Raw genomic sequence first — 15,802 nt, 5'->3', positions numbered from 1 at the left:
CTATTGATGTTTTTGCGCAATTACCCAAATATGCAGGGAAAGGTAGGTACGCCATGAAGATGCGTGACGCAAAATTTGCAATCGGCGACGTGGTCCGCCACAAGGTTTTTCCCTTCCGTGGCGTGATCTTCGATGTCGATCCGGAATTCTCCAACACGGAAGAGTGGTGGAACGCCATCCCGGCCGAAATCCGGCCCTCGAAGGATCAGCCCTTCTACCATCTCTTCGCGGAAAACGATGAGTCGGAATATGTCGCTTACGTCTCCGAGCAGAACCTCGTTGCCGACGACAGCGACAAGCCGATCCGTCATCCGCAGGTTCGCGCCCTGATGGACGGCGAACAAGGGCATTATCGCTGGAAGGAACAGAGCGGCATCTTCCACTAGCCGCCCGCGGTTCCCCTGTAGCAACATCGGCAGGAACGCTCCTGCCGTAAACAAAAGGCGCCCCGTTCGGGGCGCCTTTCTTTTTGATCCGTGCCTTGCCGGTTATTTCGGCAGCTGGTCGTCCACGCCGGCGATGTAGAAGTTCATGCCGAGCAGCGTGCCGTCATCGGAGACGGCGCCGTCAGCCAGCCAGTCCGAACCGTCCTGCTTCTTGATCGGGCCGGTGAAGGGATGCAGTTCGCCGGAGCGGATCTTGGCTTCCGCCTCTTCCGCCAGCTTCTTCACGTCATCAGGCATGTTCGTGTAGGGCGCCATGGTCAGGATGCCGTCCTTCAGGCCGTCCCAGACCGGCTCCGGCTTCCACGTGCCGTCGAGAACGTCCTTGGTGCGCTTGATGTAATAGGCGCCCCAGGTGTCGACGATCGCGGTCAGCTGCGTTTCCGGGCCGGCCTTGATCATGTCCGACGCCTGGCCGAAAGCCTTGATGCCGCGTTCGGCCGCGACCTGCATCGGCGCGGTGGTGTCGGTGTGCTGCGTCAGGATGTCGACGCCCTGGTCGATCAGCGCCTTGGCCGCATCGGCTTCCTTGCCGGGGTCGAACCAGGTGTTGGCCCAGATGACCTTGACCTTGAAGTCCGGGTTGATCGACTGGGCGCCATGTACGAAGGCGTTGATGCCCATGACAACTTCCGGGATCGGGAAGGAGGCGATGTAGCCGGCAACGCCCTTCTGCGACATTTTCGCGGCAATCAGGCCCTGGATGTAGCGGCCTTCATAGAAGCGCGAATTGTAGGTGCCGACATTGGCGGCCGACTTGAAGCCCGTCGCATGCTCGAACTTCACGTCCGGGAACTTTTCCGCGACCTTGATCGTGGCGTCCATGAAGCCGAACGAGGTGGTGAAAACCAGTGCGCAGCCGGAGCGGGCCATGCGCTCAATGGCGCGCTCGGCATCCGGGCCTTCCGGCACGTTTTCGAGGAACGGCGTTTCGATCTTGTCGCCGAACTCCGTCTGGAGTGCCTGTCGGCCGATATCGTGCGCCTGGGTCCAGCCGCCATCGGTCTTGGAGCCGACATAGATGAAGCAGATCTTCGTCTTATCCTGGGCGCTTGCGGCGGCGGCAAAGCCGAGAACGGCGGCCGACGTGGCGAGAGCGAGAATGATTTTCTTCATTTTATCCTCTGTAGGTTAGGAGTGGTTGTTTCTTCTTGTTCTTCTCACCGATCGGGCACAAACGGCTTGCCGAGAGAGGCAGGCGTGTTGATCAGCGTCATGCGCCGATTGTGTGATATCAGGATTAGTACGATGACAGTGGCGGCGTAGGGAAGAGCCGACAGGAACTGCGACGGGATGCCGATGCCGAGTGCCTGCGCGTGCAACTGGCTGATCGACACCGCGCCGAACAGATAACCGCCCGCCAGCAGCCGCCAGGGTCGCCACGAGGCGAAGACGACGAGCGCCAGCGCGATCCAGCCACGCCCGGCGGACATGTTCTCCACCCATTGCGGCGTATAGACGAGCGAGAGCTGCGCACCGGCAAGACCGGCGCAGGCACCGCCGAACATCACGGCGAGATAGCGCGTGCGGATGACGTGGATGCCGAGCGCGTGGGCCGAACCGTGGCTGTCGCCGATGGCGCGCAGCTTCAGGCCGGCGCGGCTCTTGAACAGGAACCAGTTGACGCCGAAGACGAGCGCGATCGACAGGTAGAAAATCAGGTCCTGCTTGAACAGCAGTGGCCCGAGGAACGGGATGTCGGCCAGCAGCGGAATGACGATCGGCTGCAGCTTGATGCCCGACATGCCGACATAGGGCTCGCCGATCTGGCCGGACACGCCGAGGCCGAGAATGGTGAGCGCCAGACCCGTGGCCACCTGGTTGGCGACGAGCGTCAGCGTCAGGAAGCCGAACAGCAGCGAGAACAGTGCGCCGCAGGCAATGCCGGCAAGAATGCCGATATAAGGCGAGCCGGTGGCCTGCGTCGCGGCGAAGGCGAGCACGGCGCCCATCACCATCATGCCCTCGACGCCGAGATTGAGCACGCCCGACCGTTCGGTGACGAGTTCGCCGAGCGAGGCCAGCACCAGCGGTGTGGCCGCGGTGATGACGGTGAGCAGGATCGCTTCGATGATACCCATCAGTGCGCTCCTTCGCTAGATTGGCCGAACCGCAAGAAGACCAGGCGGATCTTGTACTGGATCAGCGTGTCGCAGGAGAGCACGAAGAACAGCAGCAGGCCCTGGAAGACGCGCGTCACCTTGTCGGAGACACTCAGCGTCAATTGCACCGCCTCGCCGCCCACATAGGTCAGCGCGAGAAACAGGCCGGCGGCGATGATGCCGAGCGGATTGAGGCGGCCGAGGAAGGCGACGATGATCGCGGTGAAGCCATAACCGGGCGAGATGATCGGCTGCAGCTTGCCAATGGTGCCGCTGACCTCGGAAATGCCGGCAAGGCCGGCAAGCGCGCCGGAAAGCAGCATGGAGAACCAGATCATGCGCTTGGAGGAGAAGCCGGCAAAGCGCCCTGCCCGCTCCGACTGGCCGAGCACGGTGATCTCGAAGCCCTTCAGCGTGTAGCGCATCATGATCCACAGCCCGACGGCTGCGATGATGGCGAAGGCGAAGCCGAGATTGGCGCGGCCGGACGCGATCATTTCCGGCAGGATGGCTTCGGGCGCAAAATCCCGCGTGACCGGGAAGTTATAGGCATCCGGGCTGCGCCAGGGACCCCGCACCAGCCAGTCGAGGAAGAGCTGGGCGATATAGACCAGCATCAGGCTCGTCAGGATCTCGTTGGTGTTCATATGCGCCTTGAGGAAGGCGGGAATGCCGGCATAAAGCGCGCCGCCGATCATGCCGAAGATCAGCATCAAGGGCAGGACGAGCGACGAATGCCAGTCATGGAAGACGACGGGCACGATGGCGCCGGCAATGGCGCCGGCGATGAACTGGCCCTCGGCGCCGATGTTCCAGTTGTTCGAGCGGTAGCAGATCGACAGCCCGGCACCGATCAGGATCAGCGGTGCCGCCTTGATGGCGATCTCGTGCAGCGACCATACGTCGAGCAGAGGCTCGATGAAGAAGCTGTAAAGCGCGGATGTCGGGCTCTTGCCGAGAAGCGCGAACATGATGCCGCCGGCGACGATGGTCAGTGCCAGCGCGATGAAGGGCGAGAGGATGGAGAACAGCGTCGAGGGATTGGCGCGCTTTTCGAGTTCAATGCGCATGGGCCACCTCGCCGTCTGTCTTGCCGTACATGCCGCCCATGAGAAGGCCGATCTTTTCGCGCGTCAGTTCGTGAGCCGGGTAAGCATCGGACAGTCGCCCCTCGTTGACGACGGCGATTTCGGTCGCGACTTCGAAGATTTCGTCGAGGTCCTGGCTGATGACCAGCACCGCCGACCCGGATTTCGCGAGATCCACCAGCGCCTGCCGGATACGGCTTGCAGCGCCGGCATCCACGCCCCAAGTCGGCTGGTTGACGATCAGCACCGCCGGTTGGCGGTCCAGCTCGCGCCCGACGATGTATTTTTGCAGGTTGCCGCCCGACAGCGAACCGGCGGCCGGGTTCTCGCCGCTCTTGCGCACGTCCATCGTTTCGGAAATGCGCTTCGAGGCGATGCGCACGACGGCCTGGCGGATGATGCCGAGCAGGCCACCGGCCAGAAAGGTTTTCCGGTCTGACTGGCTGCGCGCCAGAACGAGGTTGTCGGAGAGCGGCAGCGCCGGAACGGCCGCATGGCCATGGCGCTCTTCCGGGACAAAGCCCGCGCCCATCAGGCGCCGCGCTGTGATGCCGAGATTGCCGGCGGCCTTGCCGCGAATGAAGACGGCCGACGCATCCGACGCTGGATACTCGCCGGAGAGCGTATCGAAAAGCTCGCCTTGGCCGTTGCCGGCGACGCCGGCGATGGCCAGAACCTCGCCGCCCCGCACCTTGAGACAGACATTCTTCAGCGTAACGGCAAAGGGCGTGCGCGCCGGAACGCTGAGATGCCGGGCTTCGAGCAGGACCTCGCCCTTGGTGTTGGTGCCGGCCGCCGTGACCGAGGCGACGTCGCTGCCGACCATCATGCGGGCCAGCGAGGCCGGCGTTTCCTGCCGCGGATCGCAGGCGCCCGTCACCTTGCCGTGGCGCAGCACCGTCGCGCGGTCGCAGATGCGCTGTACCTCTTCCAGCCGGTGGCTGATATAGAGCACGGAGCGCCCCTCGGCCTTCAGCTTGGCGAGGGTTTCGAACAGCCGGTCGGCCTCCTGCGGCGTCAGCACCGAGGTGGGTTCGTCGAGAATGATGAGTTCCGGGTTCTGCAGCAGCGCGCGGACGATTTCGATGCGCTGGCGCTCGCCGACCGAAAGATCCGCGACATGCGCCTTCGGATCGAGTGGCAGGCCATAGAGATGCGACAGGCGCGACGCTTCTTCCGCCACCTTGGACAGCGAAATGCCGGGGCTGAGCGACAGGGCGATGTTTTCCGCCACCGTCAGCGCTTCGAACAGTGAAAAATGCTGGAAAACCATGCCGATGCCAAGGCGGCGCGCGGCGCCGGGGCTCGGAATGCGGACAGCTTCGCCCTTCCACAGGATATCGCCGCTGGTCGGCGCCAGGACGCCAAAAAGCATTTTGACGAGAGTGGATTTGCCCGCACCGTTCTCGCCCAGCAGGGCGTGGATTTCTCCGGGCTGAATCTCAAGGTCGATGCCGTTACACGCGGCAAACGATCCGAATAGTTTTGTCAGGCTGCGGACAGCCAGCAATGCACTGCCCCTGCCCTCGGACGCTCCAACGGCTGACACTCTGCCCCTCTTTCCTGCCATCTCAGCCCTTGCCGCCCATTCGGGTCGTGTCAGGGAATGAGCAATGTCGTTCCACTCGTTTTTCTTGCTTCCAGATCCGTGTGTGCTCGGCCGGCTTCGGCCAACGGATAAGTCTGATTAATATTGATACGCACTTTGTTGCTTTGCACAATATCAAAGAGCGAGTTTGCACATGCATCGAGCGCGGCGCGCGTGGCGATATAGGCAAAGAGCGTCGGCCGGGTCGCGTAGAGCGAGCCCTTCTGCGACAGCAGCCCCATGTTGAACGCATCGACCGGGCCCGAGGAGTTGCCGAAGCTGACGAACAGGCCGCGCGGCTTCAGGCAGTCCAGCGAGTGCGGGAACGTATCCTTGCCGACGGAATCGTAGACGACGTCGACGCCCGCCCCGCCGGTCAAGTCCCGCACCCGGGCCACGAAATCGTCCTTGCCGTAGTCGATGACGTGGTCATAACCATGCGCCAGCGCCAGATCGATCTTCGCCTGCAAACCGGCCGTGCCGATGACCGTTGCGCCGAGCGCCTTGGCCCATTGCCCGGCGATGAGGCCGACGCCGCCGGCGGCGGCATGGAACAGGATCACCGTGCCGGGCTTCACCTGGTAGGTCTGGAGCAGCAGGTATTGCGCCGTCATGCCCTTCAGCATCATCGCCGCCGCCGTCTCGAGCGAAATGCCGTCCGGCACCTTCACCAGATGTCGTGTCGCGACGTTTCGCTCGGCCGCATAGGCGCCATCCGCCGAGGCATAGGCCACGCGGTCGCCAACGGCGAAATCCGTGACACCCTCGCCCAAAGCGGTGATGGTGCCCGCCCCCTCCTTGCCGGGAATGAACGGCGGTTCCGCCTTGTAGAGGCCGGTGCGGAAATAGACGTCGATGAAATTGAGCCCGATTGCGGCCTGCTTGATCTGCACTTCGCCCGGACCTGGAGCGTCGAGCGCGACGTCCTCGAGTTTCAGCACGTCAGGGCCGCCGAGACTGCGGACAACGATCGCCTTGGTCATGCTCATCTCCCGATTGTTCTGTTACCGGCCGAGGCTCGGAATCGCCTGCAGCACGGCGCCGATGACATAGAGGTAAAGACCCGTGCCCACGACACCCCAGACGACCCAGGCCGGCGTATCGAAATGCAGGAGCAGCGCATAGCCGCTGAGCAGCGACCACAGGAAGAAGACGGCGAGATTGAGAGGTCGCAGCCGCTGGACCCGCACCGGGTGCAGGAAGTTGATCGGCATGAAGGTGAGGAAGACGGAAACGAAGACGATGATCGACGCCGTCAGTTCGCTCGCCTGGATGACGAAGAGCGTGAACACCACCATGTTCCAGACGACCGGGAAGCCGGAGAAGAAATATTCGTCCGTCTTCATGCCCATGTCGGCATAGTAGATCGCGCTCGACACCACGATGGCGCCCGCCGCCACGAAGGACCAGGGCTCGCCGATCATGCCGCTCTGGTAGAGCGCAAAGGCCGGCAGAAGAACATAGGTCACGTAGTCGATGACATTGTCCAGCGTATCGCCGGACCAGTTCGGCAGCACTTCCTTGACACGCACCTTGCGCGCGATCGGCCCGTCGATACCATCGACGAGCAGCGCCAGGCCAAGCCACCAGAACATGTCGACGAAACGATGCTCGGCGGCTGCGACGACACCCAGAAAGGCGAGGAACGAACCGGATGCCGTCAGGATATGGACGGAAAAGGCACGGATTTCCGCGTAGGGCACGCGCTTGTAGTTGAAAAACTTCATTGCCGTTCGCAGTCCATCCCTTGGGGCTTTTCTCCGGCCGCAATTCGCCGGGCAGGCCCTCTTGCGCGGTTACTGCCGGTAATATGCATTGATTGCCCGTCATCGCCAGTGGAAATCCGGTGCTTTGCGGGCGACTTTCCGTGCCTGCGCCGATTCACCCCATGGAAATTGCCTCTTTGCCGGCCTACCTTTGCCGAAGTAGAAGCACCGCAAATCTGTGGGTAACACTTTGATATTTCGGAGATCGGTCATGAGACAGTTCGATATCGCGATTGTCGGCGCCGGCCTGGCCGGCAGCCTGGCGGCTCTGGCGCTTTCCGATTCGGGCCGCAGCATCGCGCTGATCGCCCCGTCCGCCCGCGCCACGGACAGCCGCACCACCGCGCTGATGGACCAGTCCATCGCCTTCCTGAAGACGCTCGGTCTCTGGGATGACATCGCGCGCCATGCCGCAGCACTCGAAACCATGCAGATCCTCGACGGTACGTCGCGCCTCCTGCGCGCCCCGCCGGTCGCCTTCCGCGCCAGCGAGGTCGACCTCCCCGCCTTTGGCTACAACATCCCGAACGCGCCGTTCCTCGACATTCTCGACGCGCGCCTCGCCGCCGACAGCAACATCGTGCGCCTGGAGGATGGCGTCACCGCCGCCACCAGCTTCGAAACCGGCGTCGAGCTGGCGCTCGACAGCGGTGAACGCGTCACCGCCGCCCTCGTGGTCGGCGCTGACGGCCGGAAATCGCGCATCCGCGACGGCGCCGGAATCAGCGTGCGCAACTGGTCCTATCCGCAATCCGCCGTCGTGCTGAATTTTGCGCATGAGCGCCCGCACGGCAATGTCTCGACGGAGTTCCACACGGAGAGCGGCCCTTTCACGCAGGTTCCCCTGCCCGGCAATCGCTCCAGCCTCGTCTGGGTTCTGCCGCCGAAGGAAGCAAGCCGCATGCGTGAACTCTCCGCCGCCGATCTCGGCCGCGCCGTCGAGGAGCGTATGCAATCCATGCTCGGCAGGGTGACCGTGGACGGCAGCGCGCAGAGCTTTCCGCTTTCCGGCATGACCGCCAATCATTTCGGCAAGGGCCGTTTCGTGCTGGTCGGCGAGGCTGCGCACGCTTTCCCGCCGATCGGCGCCCAGGGGCTCAATCTCAGCCTGCGCGACATCATGGCGCTGCGAGACCTCATCCGAATTGATGAGCCGGCAAACTATAGTGGTATCGGCGAGCGCTTCGATCGCAAGCGCCAGGCCGACATCCGCTCGCGCACGGTCAGCGTCGACCTGCTGAACCGGTCGCTGCTGTCCGATTTCCTGCCGGTGCAGTTCCTGCGCTCGGCCGGCCTGCACCTGCTCTCCGCGCTGGGGCCGTTGCGCAGCATCGTCATGCGCGAGGGCATCGAACCGCTCGGCTCGCTGAAGGCTTTCCGCGAAAGCCTACGGGAACGGGTCGCCCGCAAGCAGGCCTGATTTGATGAGATAGAGCAGGATCGTCACCGTAGCGACCGACAGCACGGTGGTGATGAGGATGGTCGCCGACGCCCGCTCCTGCCACACGCCATATTGTTGGCCGATGACAAAGACATTCGTCGCCGTCGGCAGGGCTGCCAGGAGCACGGCCGTGAAAACCCAGACCGGATCGAAATTGCCGGCAAAACCGAGCACCAGATACATCGTCACCGGCAGCAGCAGCAATTTCGCCGGCACGATATAGCCGATTTCCACCGGCACGCGCTTCAGCGGCCGCAGCGCCAGCGTGACGCCCATGGCAAAGAGTGCGCAGGGTGCCGCTGCCTGCGCGAGATAGTCGATCAGCCGTTGCAGCGGCGCCGGTGGCTCGTAACCGGCAAAGGCCGCGACGAACCCGGCTGCGGTCGCGATGATGAACGGGTGCGTGACGATCTTGCGCAGCACCCCGCCGGCGATCGGGATCGCCGGCTGCTTCTCGCCGCCGGCAACCGCCATCAACGCCGGTGCGACCATGAAATGCAGCATGTTCTCGAAGCAGAACACCAGTGCCACAGGCACGGCGGCCGGCTCGCCGAAGGCAAGCAGTGCCAGCCCCGGCCCCATATAGCCGATATTGCCATAGGCCGCGGCGAGCCCCTGGATCGTCGCTTCGCCGATCGTCGCGCGGCGCAGCCAAAGCCCGACAGCAAAGATCAGAGCAAAAACGAGATAGGTCGCGCTGATATTGGCGAGGATGAAATCGACGCGCGTCAGCTGCTCGATCGGTGTCTTCGCGACCAGCTTGAAGAACAGCGCCGGCAGCGCGATGTAGATGATGAAGGTATTGAGCCAACCAAGCGCTTCGACCGGCTGCCTGGTGATTCGGGCGACGACATAGCCCAGCAGGATCATGCCGAAGAACGGCAGAACGAGTCCGACAATGTCCCCCATGGGCCGAGGCGCCCTCCCGCTTGCCGAGGATGATCTCCCCGACTAGAGCCTATCCGATGAACCGCGGTGCATCGGATAGGCTCTAGATATTTGTTTTGGCCGCATTATCCGACGCCGAAGCGATGCGGTTCCGGCTGGAAATGCTCTAACCGATTTGCGAGAGAATGGGAAACGTTTGCTGGAACCAGATGGCGACCGTGCTGATATAGCCGAAGATGAAGGCAAGGCCCGTCAGGATAAGCAACACGCCCATGAGCTTCTCCACCGTGCCGAGATGCCGGCGGAAACGCAGGAGGAAGCGCATGAAGGCGCCGGAAAAACCCGCCGCGATCCAGAACGGCACCGCAAGGCCGAGCGAATAGACGGCAAGGAGGATCGCCCCGTCGCTCACCGTTTCGCGCGCCGCCGCAACGCCGAGGATCGTTCCGAGGACGGGGCCGATGCAGGGCGTCCAGCCAAAGGCGAAGGCAAGCCCCATGACATAGGCGCCCGATGCCGTCGCCGGCTTGCCGCCGCCCTGGAACCGCGCCTCGCGGGCAAAAAGCCCGATGCGCAGCAACCCGAGAAAATGCAGGCCCATCAGGATGATGATCACGCCACCGATCTGCGCGAGAATGTCGAGATGCCGGCGCAGCACCATGCCGATCGTCGACGCCCCGGCGCCCAGCGCCACGAAAACCGTGGCAAAGCCCAGGGTAAAGAAGAATGCCGCCAGCAGCACCGCCCCGCGCGTATCCCGCCGAACCGCGACGGCCTCGTTGCCGCGGAACTGATCCACGGAGATGCCGGCCATATAACAGAGATAGGGCGGCACAAGCGGCAGCACGCAGGGGGACAGAAACGAAAGCGCTCCGGCAAGCAGCGCGCTTAGAAGAGAAATATCGGCAATCGACACTGGCAACTCCGCGACGGCGGAAAAAGCGGTTCGGGCCAAAACGCTCCGCCCGCTCCTTCATTTGCGCTTCCTAGTATCGGCCGAAGCCCTCTCCTGCCAATCACCTTTTGGAGAACGCGGCAAAATGCAGCAAAAGCTGTTTTTCATCGCATTTTCCGGGTTGACCCGGCAAATCCACCTGCCTATGTTCCGCGCACTTCCGCGGGGCATGTTCGCACCGCCTGGGAGCGTGTAGCTCAGCCGGTAGAGCAACTGACTTTTAATCAGTAGGTCCAGGGTTCGAATCCCTGCGCGCTCACCATAAAAACCTTTGAAAATCAACAGAAAAACGTAAATTAGCTGTTTTCAAACGAGACGACGCACTTTTCGAGTCGCCACCGAGTCGCCACGGCTAGTGAGAGTTTACCGCCCCTGCCAGTGCAGTTGCGTCGAGTCGGCTTTCCTCGGTCGCGCCTTCCTCTTCAATCTCGCGCTCGGCCTGCTTCAGTGACCCAAGCTCCGACCGTCTACAGACCCTTCAGCCTGCCACAGATCGAAAGCTAGCGCTGTGATGCGCCTTTCGCGTGGATCGTTCATCGCGCTCACCGTAGACCGAGGAACGACAATACCACCAGCACGACGACGACCAGTCCAACGATATAGATGATGCGGTTCATGACGCTCTCCTGTTTTGATCAAGAGACGAACGCGCCTAGCTGAACTTCGTTCCCGAAGCGCGCCGCCCGCCCACTCCCGACGAGCGGCGTTACGCTCAGGCGCTCATGCGGGGCGGTGACGACGGTCCTTTTTGCCAAGCCGGTGTAAATGCTTCGACAGGTAATCCTGCCTCAAGGCAGGCGGAGACAAACGCCTCACGCGCCACAGCAACCGGCGCCATTCGATAGAGCGCGGCGCGGCACTTCTCGCACGCGCGCTTGTATCGGGCGCCGTGACGCAAGGGCCATTCATTTTCAAGAAAATCGACGGTGTCGTGCAGACTCTCGAAAGAGCGCGTCACGCCGTTGGGGAAACGAACGTGAAGGGGGACGGAGAAATAGACGTCAGCCAGCATCGTGGTGCTCCTTTCAATTACAATTCTGGCGGAGTCGATATGTGTTTGGTCGGCTGCGTTTCAAGAGCGGAACAACGCGCAGCTACGACCGTTTTTCTGCGATCAGATAGGAGGACGCAATGACGATCGAAAACGCACCAACGGAAGACGGCAAGGAAGGCGCCAGGGGCTTACACAAGACCGCACGAGCCGATGAGCGCAAAGTTGAAGCTGAGAAGGGTTCGGACCTCGCCAAAGGCGCGGATCGGTTTGACGAGCGCTCCAGAAGCTCTGACGGCAAGAGCGCCGGCGAAAAGCAGCGCTAAAATGAAAAGGCCCGTCAACGACGGGCCTTTCGTTGTTACCAGGTCTGGCGACCGTACCAATCGTCGACATCCTTGGTCGCACGATCCTTCTCGTAACCGTAGCGCTCCTGGATCTTGCCTTCGAGCTGATCACGCTTGCCATCGATGACATCGAGATCATCGTCAGTCAGCTTACCCCACTGCTCCTTGATCTTACCCTTGACCTGCTTCCAGTTACCTTCAACGCGATTCCAGTCCATCGTGATCTCCTGTTGTGAGGACGGTGATGGCAGAGGAATGCGCAGAGAGGGATTTTGATCCGAGGATTGATTGACCAGGCACATCCGCGCCACTTGCTGTGCATCGCAAACGACCTATATTGCGATGCAATAAAAGGAGAGAAAGATGACGATAAACGTTACAAACCCGATCGCGGATATACGCAAATCCACGGGCTACAGTCTGGAGCAGTTGTCGCTGATCTCCGGCTTGACTGTCGCGGAAATCACAAAGCTCGAGAGCGGCGCACTGGTAGATCCCGCTAAGCTGGCCAGGCTCCTGACCGCCGCGGGCGTGAAGGCCATCTAACGCAAAAAGACGGCCCGCGCTCCGCGTGTGTTGGCGCGGGTGGTGCAGCGCGGGCCTGTGGTGACTTTTTTTGCTCGGGTGGGCTACGAGGCGAACACAGCCCACCCTATCCCCTCACGAGGAAGGCGCCGCGGATACCACCCCGTGGCGCGAGCATTCGAATAAAAGACCGCGCGCAGCCCCCTACGGCGCGTCAGCGGCAAACTCAAAATTCATTGCGGATCCAACTGGCATAGGTGAGCCAGTCGATCACGCCGCGCCCGTCGTTGCAGGATTTACAAGCCAGAGCGAGATTATCGAGGGAGTGTCGGCCGCCGTCAGCGCGGCGGCGCACGTGCTCAAGCGTCGCGGCGTCATGCCGGCTTCTATAAAGCGGCGCATAGCTTAGTCGCAGGAACTTCCGGCAGTAGCAGCATCGACCTTCTTGCAGGTAGAACAGCAGCGCGGTAATTGCGCGCTTGCGCCGGCCGTTGAGTGACTTCGACAAGCCCATCCTCCATCACCGTCCGGAAAGGGCGACCGGCGGTCTCGCCGGTCAGTTCGATCTGATAAAGCGCGTGCCCTGCGAAGGTTCTTAATCTTCCGCGAATAACCGCGGGCAGATCACCCCCAAGCAGGACTGGTTGACCTTCGGCGAAGTGGTATGGTCTTAATCTCGGTGACGTGGCGGTCATGGGGTCTCCTCGTGTTGCGTTTGTCGAAGTGTGTTTGTACACTGTAGCGACACAATAGCCGATTCTGGTTCCGTGTCAACATGTATTTGTACAAGGTACCAATATGAAGGCTTTTCAGCTCAAGATGGCTCGCGCAGCCGTCGGACTCGGCGTCCGAGAACTTGCCGCATTGGCAGGTGTGACGGCCAACACGATCACGCGGATTGAAAATGGCGCCGACGCCAAACAATCGACCCTAGATGCGCTCCGGACAGCACTCGAAGATAAGGTGATCTTTCTGGCGGACGGCGAGACTACTGCCGGCGGCCCGGGCGTTCGGCTGCGGGATCGGCAAGCTTGAAGGAACAAAACCCTCCCCGTTTCATTGCTTTCTCGCCACTAAGGCATCAAGGAGATTCCAATGAAAACCCTGTCCGACATTTTCGAGCACACGCTCCAGGACATTTACTACGCCGAGAACGCCATCGCTAAGGCCCTTCCGAAGGTTGCGAAGGCAGCTGGCGACGCAAAGCTAAAGCAGGCCGCCGAAGACCACCTCGAGGAAACGAAGGGCCAGATCAAGAAGCTCGAACAGGTCTTCAAGTCGATCGGCAAAAAGGCATCTGGCGAGAAGTGCGACGCGATCGAAGGCCTGCTCAAGGAAGCCGACGGCCTCATCAAGGATGCTTCGGGAACAGCGCTCGACGCTGGTCTGCTCGCTGCCTGCCAGGCTGTAGAGCACTATGAGATTTCGCGCTACGGCTCGCTGCGCGAGTGGGCGAAGGACCTTGGGCACGACGAAGCCCACAAACTGCTCAGCGAAATTCTCGACGAGGAAAAGGCCACCAACAACAAACTCACGAACCTGGCGGTCACCTCTGTGAACAAGACGTCTTCCGCAAAAAAAGCCGCCTAAGTCGATAGGACAGGTAGAAAGAAGGCCGGCCAATCTGGCCGGCTTTTTGGTGTCAGGGCGAATGTCGGCAATATAGTTTTACAATTTTGTCAAAGACTTAGCTAGATTTTGCGTATTGCACGCCCCGCCGTTCGCTTTAGCCTGCACTCGTGGCCACCAACCTCAAGTGTATTGACTACTGGTACTATGGGAAGGGTACATGACCGGGGGACCACGCCTGATAGGTCGCAAGGAAGCCGCAGCTTACCTCGGTATCACTCCGACCTGCTTTTCAATGTGGGTGGCGAGCCACAAGATGCCGCCGGCAATCCCAGGCACGAGGAAGTGGGACAAGAAAGCGATCGATGCGCGCCTGGATGAAGTAAGCGGGCTATCCGCAAAGACAGAAAGCGGAGAAACAGACCTCCAAAAATGGCGGCGCGAACGAGATGCGCGTAGGGCTAAAGAGCGGCAGCCTTAATCCGGCATTCACCATCTCGGCGCACCATCCTTCCATCAACAGGAGGATGGCATGAAGCGCAAAAGAGCGGACACCCCCGAATCCCTAGAACCGTACCTGATCCTGTGCGCCGAGCTTGTCGACGAATATGGCGAGGTGATGCAGCCTTGGCTAGATCGGCTCGAGGCTGAATACGCGAAGGCGAAGCAGAAGCGCGACGCCGGAAAGCAGGTCGATCGCATCCGCGCGATGCTGGCTGCGGATAAGGCGCCGCCACCCGCGTAGACCTAGACAACCTCCCGTGCTCGCCGTAGGGTTGAGAAAACACGGGAGGAATCGCTCCCAGTCGAATAAGGTAACGAGATGTTCAATCTTATGCCGTTGCGAAATGCTCTTCAGGAAAAGTCAAAAAAGCGTCGGCAGGAATTTAGCCGGACGGGAGATGTGCGCTTTGAGTGGGCCGCGAACCTCCTAGACCGTTTCGAGCAGGAAACCTCAAACATGCTCAATCTGGGTGAGATGGACCAGATTGAGCAGGCGTACACCAACGACAGCGATGGAGCTTTTGCTCGAAAGGTTGAAGACTTAATCTCTAAGATCGGCTTCGAGCGACAGTACGGGACGGTCGTCTTTTTGGTTCATGATATTCTTGACGGCGAGCCGAAAAGGCCAACTTCAGCCAAGGCAGAAGCTGAGTTCGATCGGTTGATAAAGGGATAGAGGCCCGCCGTCATGGCTAGCCCTCCGCTCCGTCATCGCAGCCAAGCCCTTCAGCGCGCTTTAATTCCTGATATATGGCGCTGCGGCTCATGCCAGAGGCGCTTGCTGTCTCGGTGGCGAACTGTTTCTGGTGCTGCGGGCCTTTTCGGCGCCCGTCTTTCCTTTTGTCATTGCCGTCCAGAATCTGGACGGCAATGGATTTACCCTCGCGCTCGCGAATCCTCTTCCATGCAGCTTCACGCAACCGCACGCTCAAAGTCCGCTCCGCGCCCTGGTCGCGCAGCATCTGCGGCATGGACAGCACATCGAAAATACCCATTGCCGCGGTGGCAATATTATCAATGACTTAAGGGAAGTCCGCGCAAGAAGCTGTTGGTAGTTCGCGTTAGCACTTGCGTCAATTACCGGCATTTGGTTCTGTTCTGTCTGCGTGATTTCAGACGCGGCGGATTCCACACCCGCCGACTGTGCGGGTCCAAACCGGATAGGAAGCGCTGAGAATTTGCGAAGTCGAGGAAAGGCTGCGGCATCCAAACCACAAGCCCTCCCTCGGCGCTCCATCGAACCCCTCGCGGGGTTGCCCATATCAATTACCGGTCATGACCGGAATGACAATACCCGCGTTGCGAAATTCACACCATTCGGTGTTGCGGGTCATGCCGCTTTCCGCTTTTTTAATTTGGTGATTTCTACGATCGTCAATTACCCCCTGTCACGACGAACGACACACTCAGACGATCCGGTTTTTTTGTCGCCGGGTCTGTAGTAAACGCATCGGCCAAGTTGGCCATTGCTATCGTTCCCCATCACCTCATTAGCGGTATGGGCGCCCCGTGGAGTTCGAGCAGCGTACCTAGCTAAGGTTCCCCACCATCTCCACCGCCACCCTCTCGTGAGGTCAACCTTCATCCCGTCCACC

The 15,802-nt window shown here is 61.0% G+C and carries 20 protein-coding genes and 1 tRNA gene; 9 read left to right on the top strand and 12 right to left on the bottom strand.

Annotation, left to right across the window (positions count from 1 at the left end):
- The first annotated feature begins 53 nt into the window (after positions 1-53).
- Entirely contained in the window at positions 54-386 is a 333-nt protein-coding gene (gene hspQ / locus GR138_RS12175) for a heat shock protein HspQ (RefSeq protein WP_160859523.1), read from the top strand.
- 102 nt (positions 387-488) lie between these two features.
- Here the strand turns inward: hspQ and GR138_RS12170 are convergent, their stop codons facing one another.
- From GR138_RS12170 to pcsA, 6 genes are read right to left on the bottom strand one after another with little or no spacing between them, the layout of a single operon-like run.
- A complete protein-coding gene (locus GR138_RS12170) occupies positions 489-1,559 on the bottom strand; it encodes a BMP family ABC transporter substrate-binding protein (protein WP_160859522.1) in 1,071 nt (356 codons plus the stop codon).
- 44 nt (positions 1,560-1,603) lie between these two features.
- Complete coding sequence (locus GR138_RS12165) at positions 1,604-2,524, bottom strand: ABC transporter permease (RefSeq protein WP_160859521.1); 921 nt, start codon at positions 2,522-2,524, stop codon at positions 1,604-1,606.
- A complete protein-coding gene (locus GR138_RS12160) occupies positions 2,524-3,615 on the bottom strand; it encodes an ABC transporter permease (protein ID WP_160859520.1) in 1,092 nt (363 codons plus the stop codon). Before GR138_RS12160 ends, GR138_RS12165 begins: the two co-directional genes overlap by 1 nt.
- Positions 3,605-5,203 carry an ABC transporter ATP-binding protein gene (locus GR138_RS12155; RefSeq protein ID WP_160859519.1) on the bottom strand — a complete coding sequence of 533 codons (1,599 nt, stop codon included), beginning with the start codon at positions 5,201-5,203 and terminating at the stop codon, positions 3,605-3,607. The genes GR138_RS12160 and GR138_RS12155 overlap by 11 nt, the downstream gene beginning before the upstream one ends.
- A 29-nt stretch (positions 5,204-5,232) precedes the next feature.
- On the bottom strand, positions 5,233-6,210 hold the full coding sequence (locus GR138_RS12150; RefSeq protein ID WP_160859518.1) for a quinone oxidoreductase family protein: 978 nt from the start codon (positions 6,208-6,210) through the stop codon (positions 5,233-5,235).
- A gap of 15 nt (positions 6,211-6,225) precedes the next feature.
- Entirely contained in the window at positions 6,226-6,948 is a 723-nt protein-coding gene (gene pcsA, locus GR138_RS12145; protein WP_160859517.1) for a phosphatidylcholine synthase, read from the bottom strand.
- A gap of 250 nt (positions 6,949-7,198) precedes the next feature.
- Here pcsA and GR138_RS12140 point away from each other — a divergent pair, with 250 nt between their 5' ends.
- Positions 7,199-8,407, top strand: a complete 1,209-nt coding sequence (locus GR138_RS12140; protein WP_160859516.1) for a UbiH/UbiF family hydroxylase — start codon at positions 7,199-7,201, stop codon at positions 8,405-8,407.
- Here GR138_RS12140 and GR138_RS12135 read toward each other — a convergent pair.
- Together GR138_RS12135 and GR138_RS12130 are read right to left on the bottom strand one after the other, a co-directional pair.
- The gene (locus GR138_RS12135) at positions 8,375-9,337 is read right to left on the bottom strand and encodes an AEC family transporter (protein ID WP_160859515.1); all 963 of its coding nucleotides are present in this window, start codon (positions 9,335-9,337) and stop codon (positions 8,375-8,377) included. The genes GR138_RS12140 and GR138_RS12135 overlap by 33 nt on opposite strands.
- 145 nt (positions 9,338-9,482) lie before the next feature.
- Positions 9,483-10,232 (bottom strand): cytochrome c biogenesis protein CcdA, encoded by a 750-nt coding sequence (locus GR138_RS12130; protein WP_160859514.1) that lies wholly within the window; start codon positions 10,230-10,232, stop codon positions 9,483-9,485.
- 225 nt (positions 10,233-10,457) lie between these two features.
- On the opposite strand from GR138_RS12130, the gene GR138_RS12125 reads away from it, so the two are divergent.
- Positions 10,458-10,533, top strand: a tRNA-Lys gene (locus tag GR138_RS12125).
- 450 nt (positions 10,534-10,983) lie between these two features.
- On the opposite strand, the gene GR138_RS12115 is transcribed toward GR138_RS12125, so the two are convergent.
- Entirely contained in the window at positions 10,984-11,283 is a 300-nt protein-coding gene (locus GR138_RS12115; protein ID WP_160859512.1) for a DUF982 domain-containing protein, read from the bottom strand.
- Positions 11,284-11,402: 119 nt separating this feature from the next.
- Between GR138_RS12115 and GR138_RS12110 the strand changes: the two genes are divergently transcribed.
- Positions 11,403-11,588: a hypothetical protein gene (locus tag GR138_RS12110; RefSeq protein ID WP_160859511.1), complete on the top strand. Its 186-nt coding sequence runs from the start codon at positions 11,403-11,405 to the stop codon at positions 11,586-11,588.
- A gap of 35 nt (positions 11,589-11,623) precedes the next feature.
- Here GR138_RS12110 and GR138_RS12105 read toward each other — a convergent pair whose 3' ends face one another.
- Entirely contained in the window at positions 11,624-11,827 is a 204-nt protein-coding gene (locus tag GR138_RS12105; RefSeq protein WP_160859510.1) for a CsbD family protein, read from the bottom strand.
- Between the two features lie 145 nt (positions 11,828-11,972).
- Between GR138_RS12105 and GR138_RS12100 the strand changes: the two genes are divergently transcribed.
- Complete coding sequence (locus tag GR138_RS12100) at positions 11,973-12,155, top strand: helix-turn-helix domain-containing protein (protein ID WP_160859509.1); 183 nt, start codon at positions 11,973-11,975, stop codon at positions 12,153-12,155.
- Positions 12,156-12,360: 205 nt separating this feature from the next.
- Here the strand turns inward: GR138_RS12100 and GR138_RS12095 are convergent, their stop codons facing one another.
- Positions 12,361-12,642 (bottom strand): HNH endonuclease, encoded by a 282-nt coding sequence (locus GR138_RS12095; RefSeq protein WP_246200410.1) that lies wholly within the window; start codon positions 12,640-12,642, stop codon positions 12,361-12,363.
- Positions 12,643-12,932: 290 nt separating this feature from the next.
- Between GR138_RS12095 and GR138_RS12090 the strand changes: the two genes are divergently transcribed.
- From GR138_RS12090 to GR138_RS12075, 4 genes are all read left to right on the top strand, one after another.
- The gene (locus GR138_RS12090; protein ID WP_160859507.1) at positions 12,933-13,169 is read left to right on the top strand and encodes a helix-turn-helix domain-containing protein; all 237 of its coding nucleotides are present in this window, start codon (positions 12,933-12,935) and stop codon (positions 13,167-13,169) included.
- 60 nt (positions 13,170-13,229) lie between these two features.
- Positions 13,230-13,724 carry a YciE/YciF ferroxidase family protein gene (locus GR138_RS12085; protein ID WP_160859506.1) on the top strand — a complete coding sequence of 165 codons (495 nt, stop codon included), beginning with the start codon at positions 13,230-13,232 and terminating at the stop codon, positions 13,722-13,724.
- Positions 13,725-14,235: 511 nt separating this feature from the next.
- Positions 14,236-14,448, top strand: a complete 213-nt coding sequence (locus GR138_RS12080) for a hypothetical protein (RefSeq protein ID WP_160859505.1) — start codon at positions 14,236-14,238, stop codon at positions 14,446-14,448.
- Between the two features lie 78 nt (positions 14,449-14,526).
- The gene (locus tag GR138_RS12075; protein WP_160859504.1) at positions 14,527-14,883 is read left to right on the top strand and encodes a hypothetical protein; all 357 of its coding nucleotides are present in this window, start codon (positions 14,527-14,529) and stop codon (positions 14,881-14,883) included.
- Between the two features lie 16 nt (positions 14,884-14,899).
- On the opposite strand, the gene GR138_RS12070 is transcribed toward GR138_RS12075, so the two are convergent.
- Positions 14,900-15,202, bottom strand: a complete 303-nt coding sequence (locus tag GR138_RS12070) for a hypothetical protein (RefSeq protein WP_160859503.1) — start codon at positions 15,200-15,202, stop codon at positions 14,900-14,902.
- Positions 15,203-15,802: the final 600 nt, after the last annotated feature.

The organism is Shinella kummerowiae (genome assembly GCF_009827055.1).
In the GTDB taxonomy this organism is placed as follows: domain Bacteria; phylum Pseudomonadota; class Alphaproteobacteria; order Rhizobiales; family Rhizobiaceae; genus Shinella; species Shinella kummerowiae.
The sequence above is the reverse complement of the archived record's forward strand: the minus strand, read 5'-3'. Positions and strand labels throughout refer to the sequence as shown.

Excerpts from the sequence above, each read along its gene's own strand:
- hspQ (WP_160859523.1), top strand. The coding sequence starts at position 54 with ATGAAGATGCGTGACGCAAAATTTGCAATCGGCGACGTGGTCCGCCAC.
- GR138_RS12170 (WP_160859522.1), bottom strand. The coding sequence starts at position 1,559 with ATGAAGAAAATCATTCTCGCTCTCGCCACGTCGGCCGCCGTTCTCGGC.
- GR138_RS12165 (WP_160859521.1), bottom strand. The coding sequence starts at position 2,524 with ATGGGTATCATCGAAGCGATCCTGCTCACCGTCATCACCGCGGCCACA.
- GR138_RS12160 (WP_160859520.1), bottom strand. The coding sequence starts at position 3,615 with ATGCGCATTGAACTCGAAAAGCGCGCCAATCCCTCGACGCTGTTCTCC.
- GR138_RS12155 (WP_160859519.1), bottom strand. The coding sequence starts at position 5,203 with ATGGCAGGAAAGAGGGGCAGAGTGTCAGCCGTTGGAGCGTCCGAGGGC.
- GR138_RS12150 (WP_160859518.1), bottom strand. The coding sequence starts at position 6,210 with ATGAGCATGACCAAGGCGATCGTTGTCCGCAGTCTCGGCGGCCCTGAC.
- pcsA (WP_160859517.1), bottom strand. The coding sequence starts at position 6,948 with ATGAAGTTTTTCAACTACAAGCGCGTGCCCTACGCGGAAATCCGTGCC.
- GR138_RS12140 (WP_160859516.1), top strand. The coding sequence starts at position 7,199 with ATGAGACAGTTCGATATCGCGATTGTCGGCGCCGGCCTGGCCGGCAGC.
- GR138_RS12135 (WP_160859515.1), bottom strand. The coding sequence starts at position 9,337 with ATGGGGGACATTGTCGGACTCGTTCTGCCGTTCTTCGGCATGATCCTG.
- GR138_RS12115 (WP_160859512.1), bottom strand. The coding sequence starts at position 11,283 with ATGCTGGCTGACGTCTATTTCTCCGTCCCCCTTCACGTTCGTTTCCCC.
- GR138_RS12110 (WP_160859511.1), top strand. The coding sequence starts at position 11,403 with ATGACGATCGAAAACGCACCAACGGAAGACGGCAAGGAAGGCGCCAGG.
- GR138_RS12105 (WP_160859510.1), bottom strand. The coding sequence starts at position 11,827 with ATGGACTGGAATCGCGTTGAAGGTAACTGGAAGCAGGTCAAGGGTAAG.
- GR138_RS12100 (WP_160859509.1), top strand. The coding sequence starts at position 11,973 with ATGACGATAAACGTTACAAACCCGATCGCGGATATACGCAAATCCACG.
- GR138_RS12090 (WP_160859507.1), top strand. The coding sequence starts at position 12,933 with ATGAAGGCTTTTCAGCTCAAGATGGCTCGCGCAGCCGTCGGACTCGGC.
- GR138_RS12085 (WP_160859506.1), top strand. The coding sequence starts at position 13,230 with ATGAAAACCCTGTCCGACATTTTCGAGCACACGCTCCAGGACATTTAC.
- GR138_RS12080 (WP_160859505.1), top strand. The coding sequence starts at position 14,236 with ATGAAGCGCAAAAGAGCGGACACCCCCGAATCCCTAGAACCGTACCTG.
- GR138_RS12075 (WP_160859504.1), top strand. The coding sequence starts at position 14,527 with ATGTTCAATCTTATGCCGTTGCGAAATGCTCTTCAGGAAAAGTCAAAA.
- GR138_RS12070 (WP_160859503.1), bottom strand. The coding sequence starts at position 15,202 with ATGGGTATTTTCGATGTGCTGTCCATGCCGCAGATGCTGCGCGACCAG.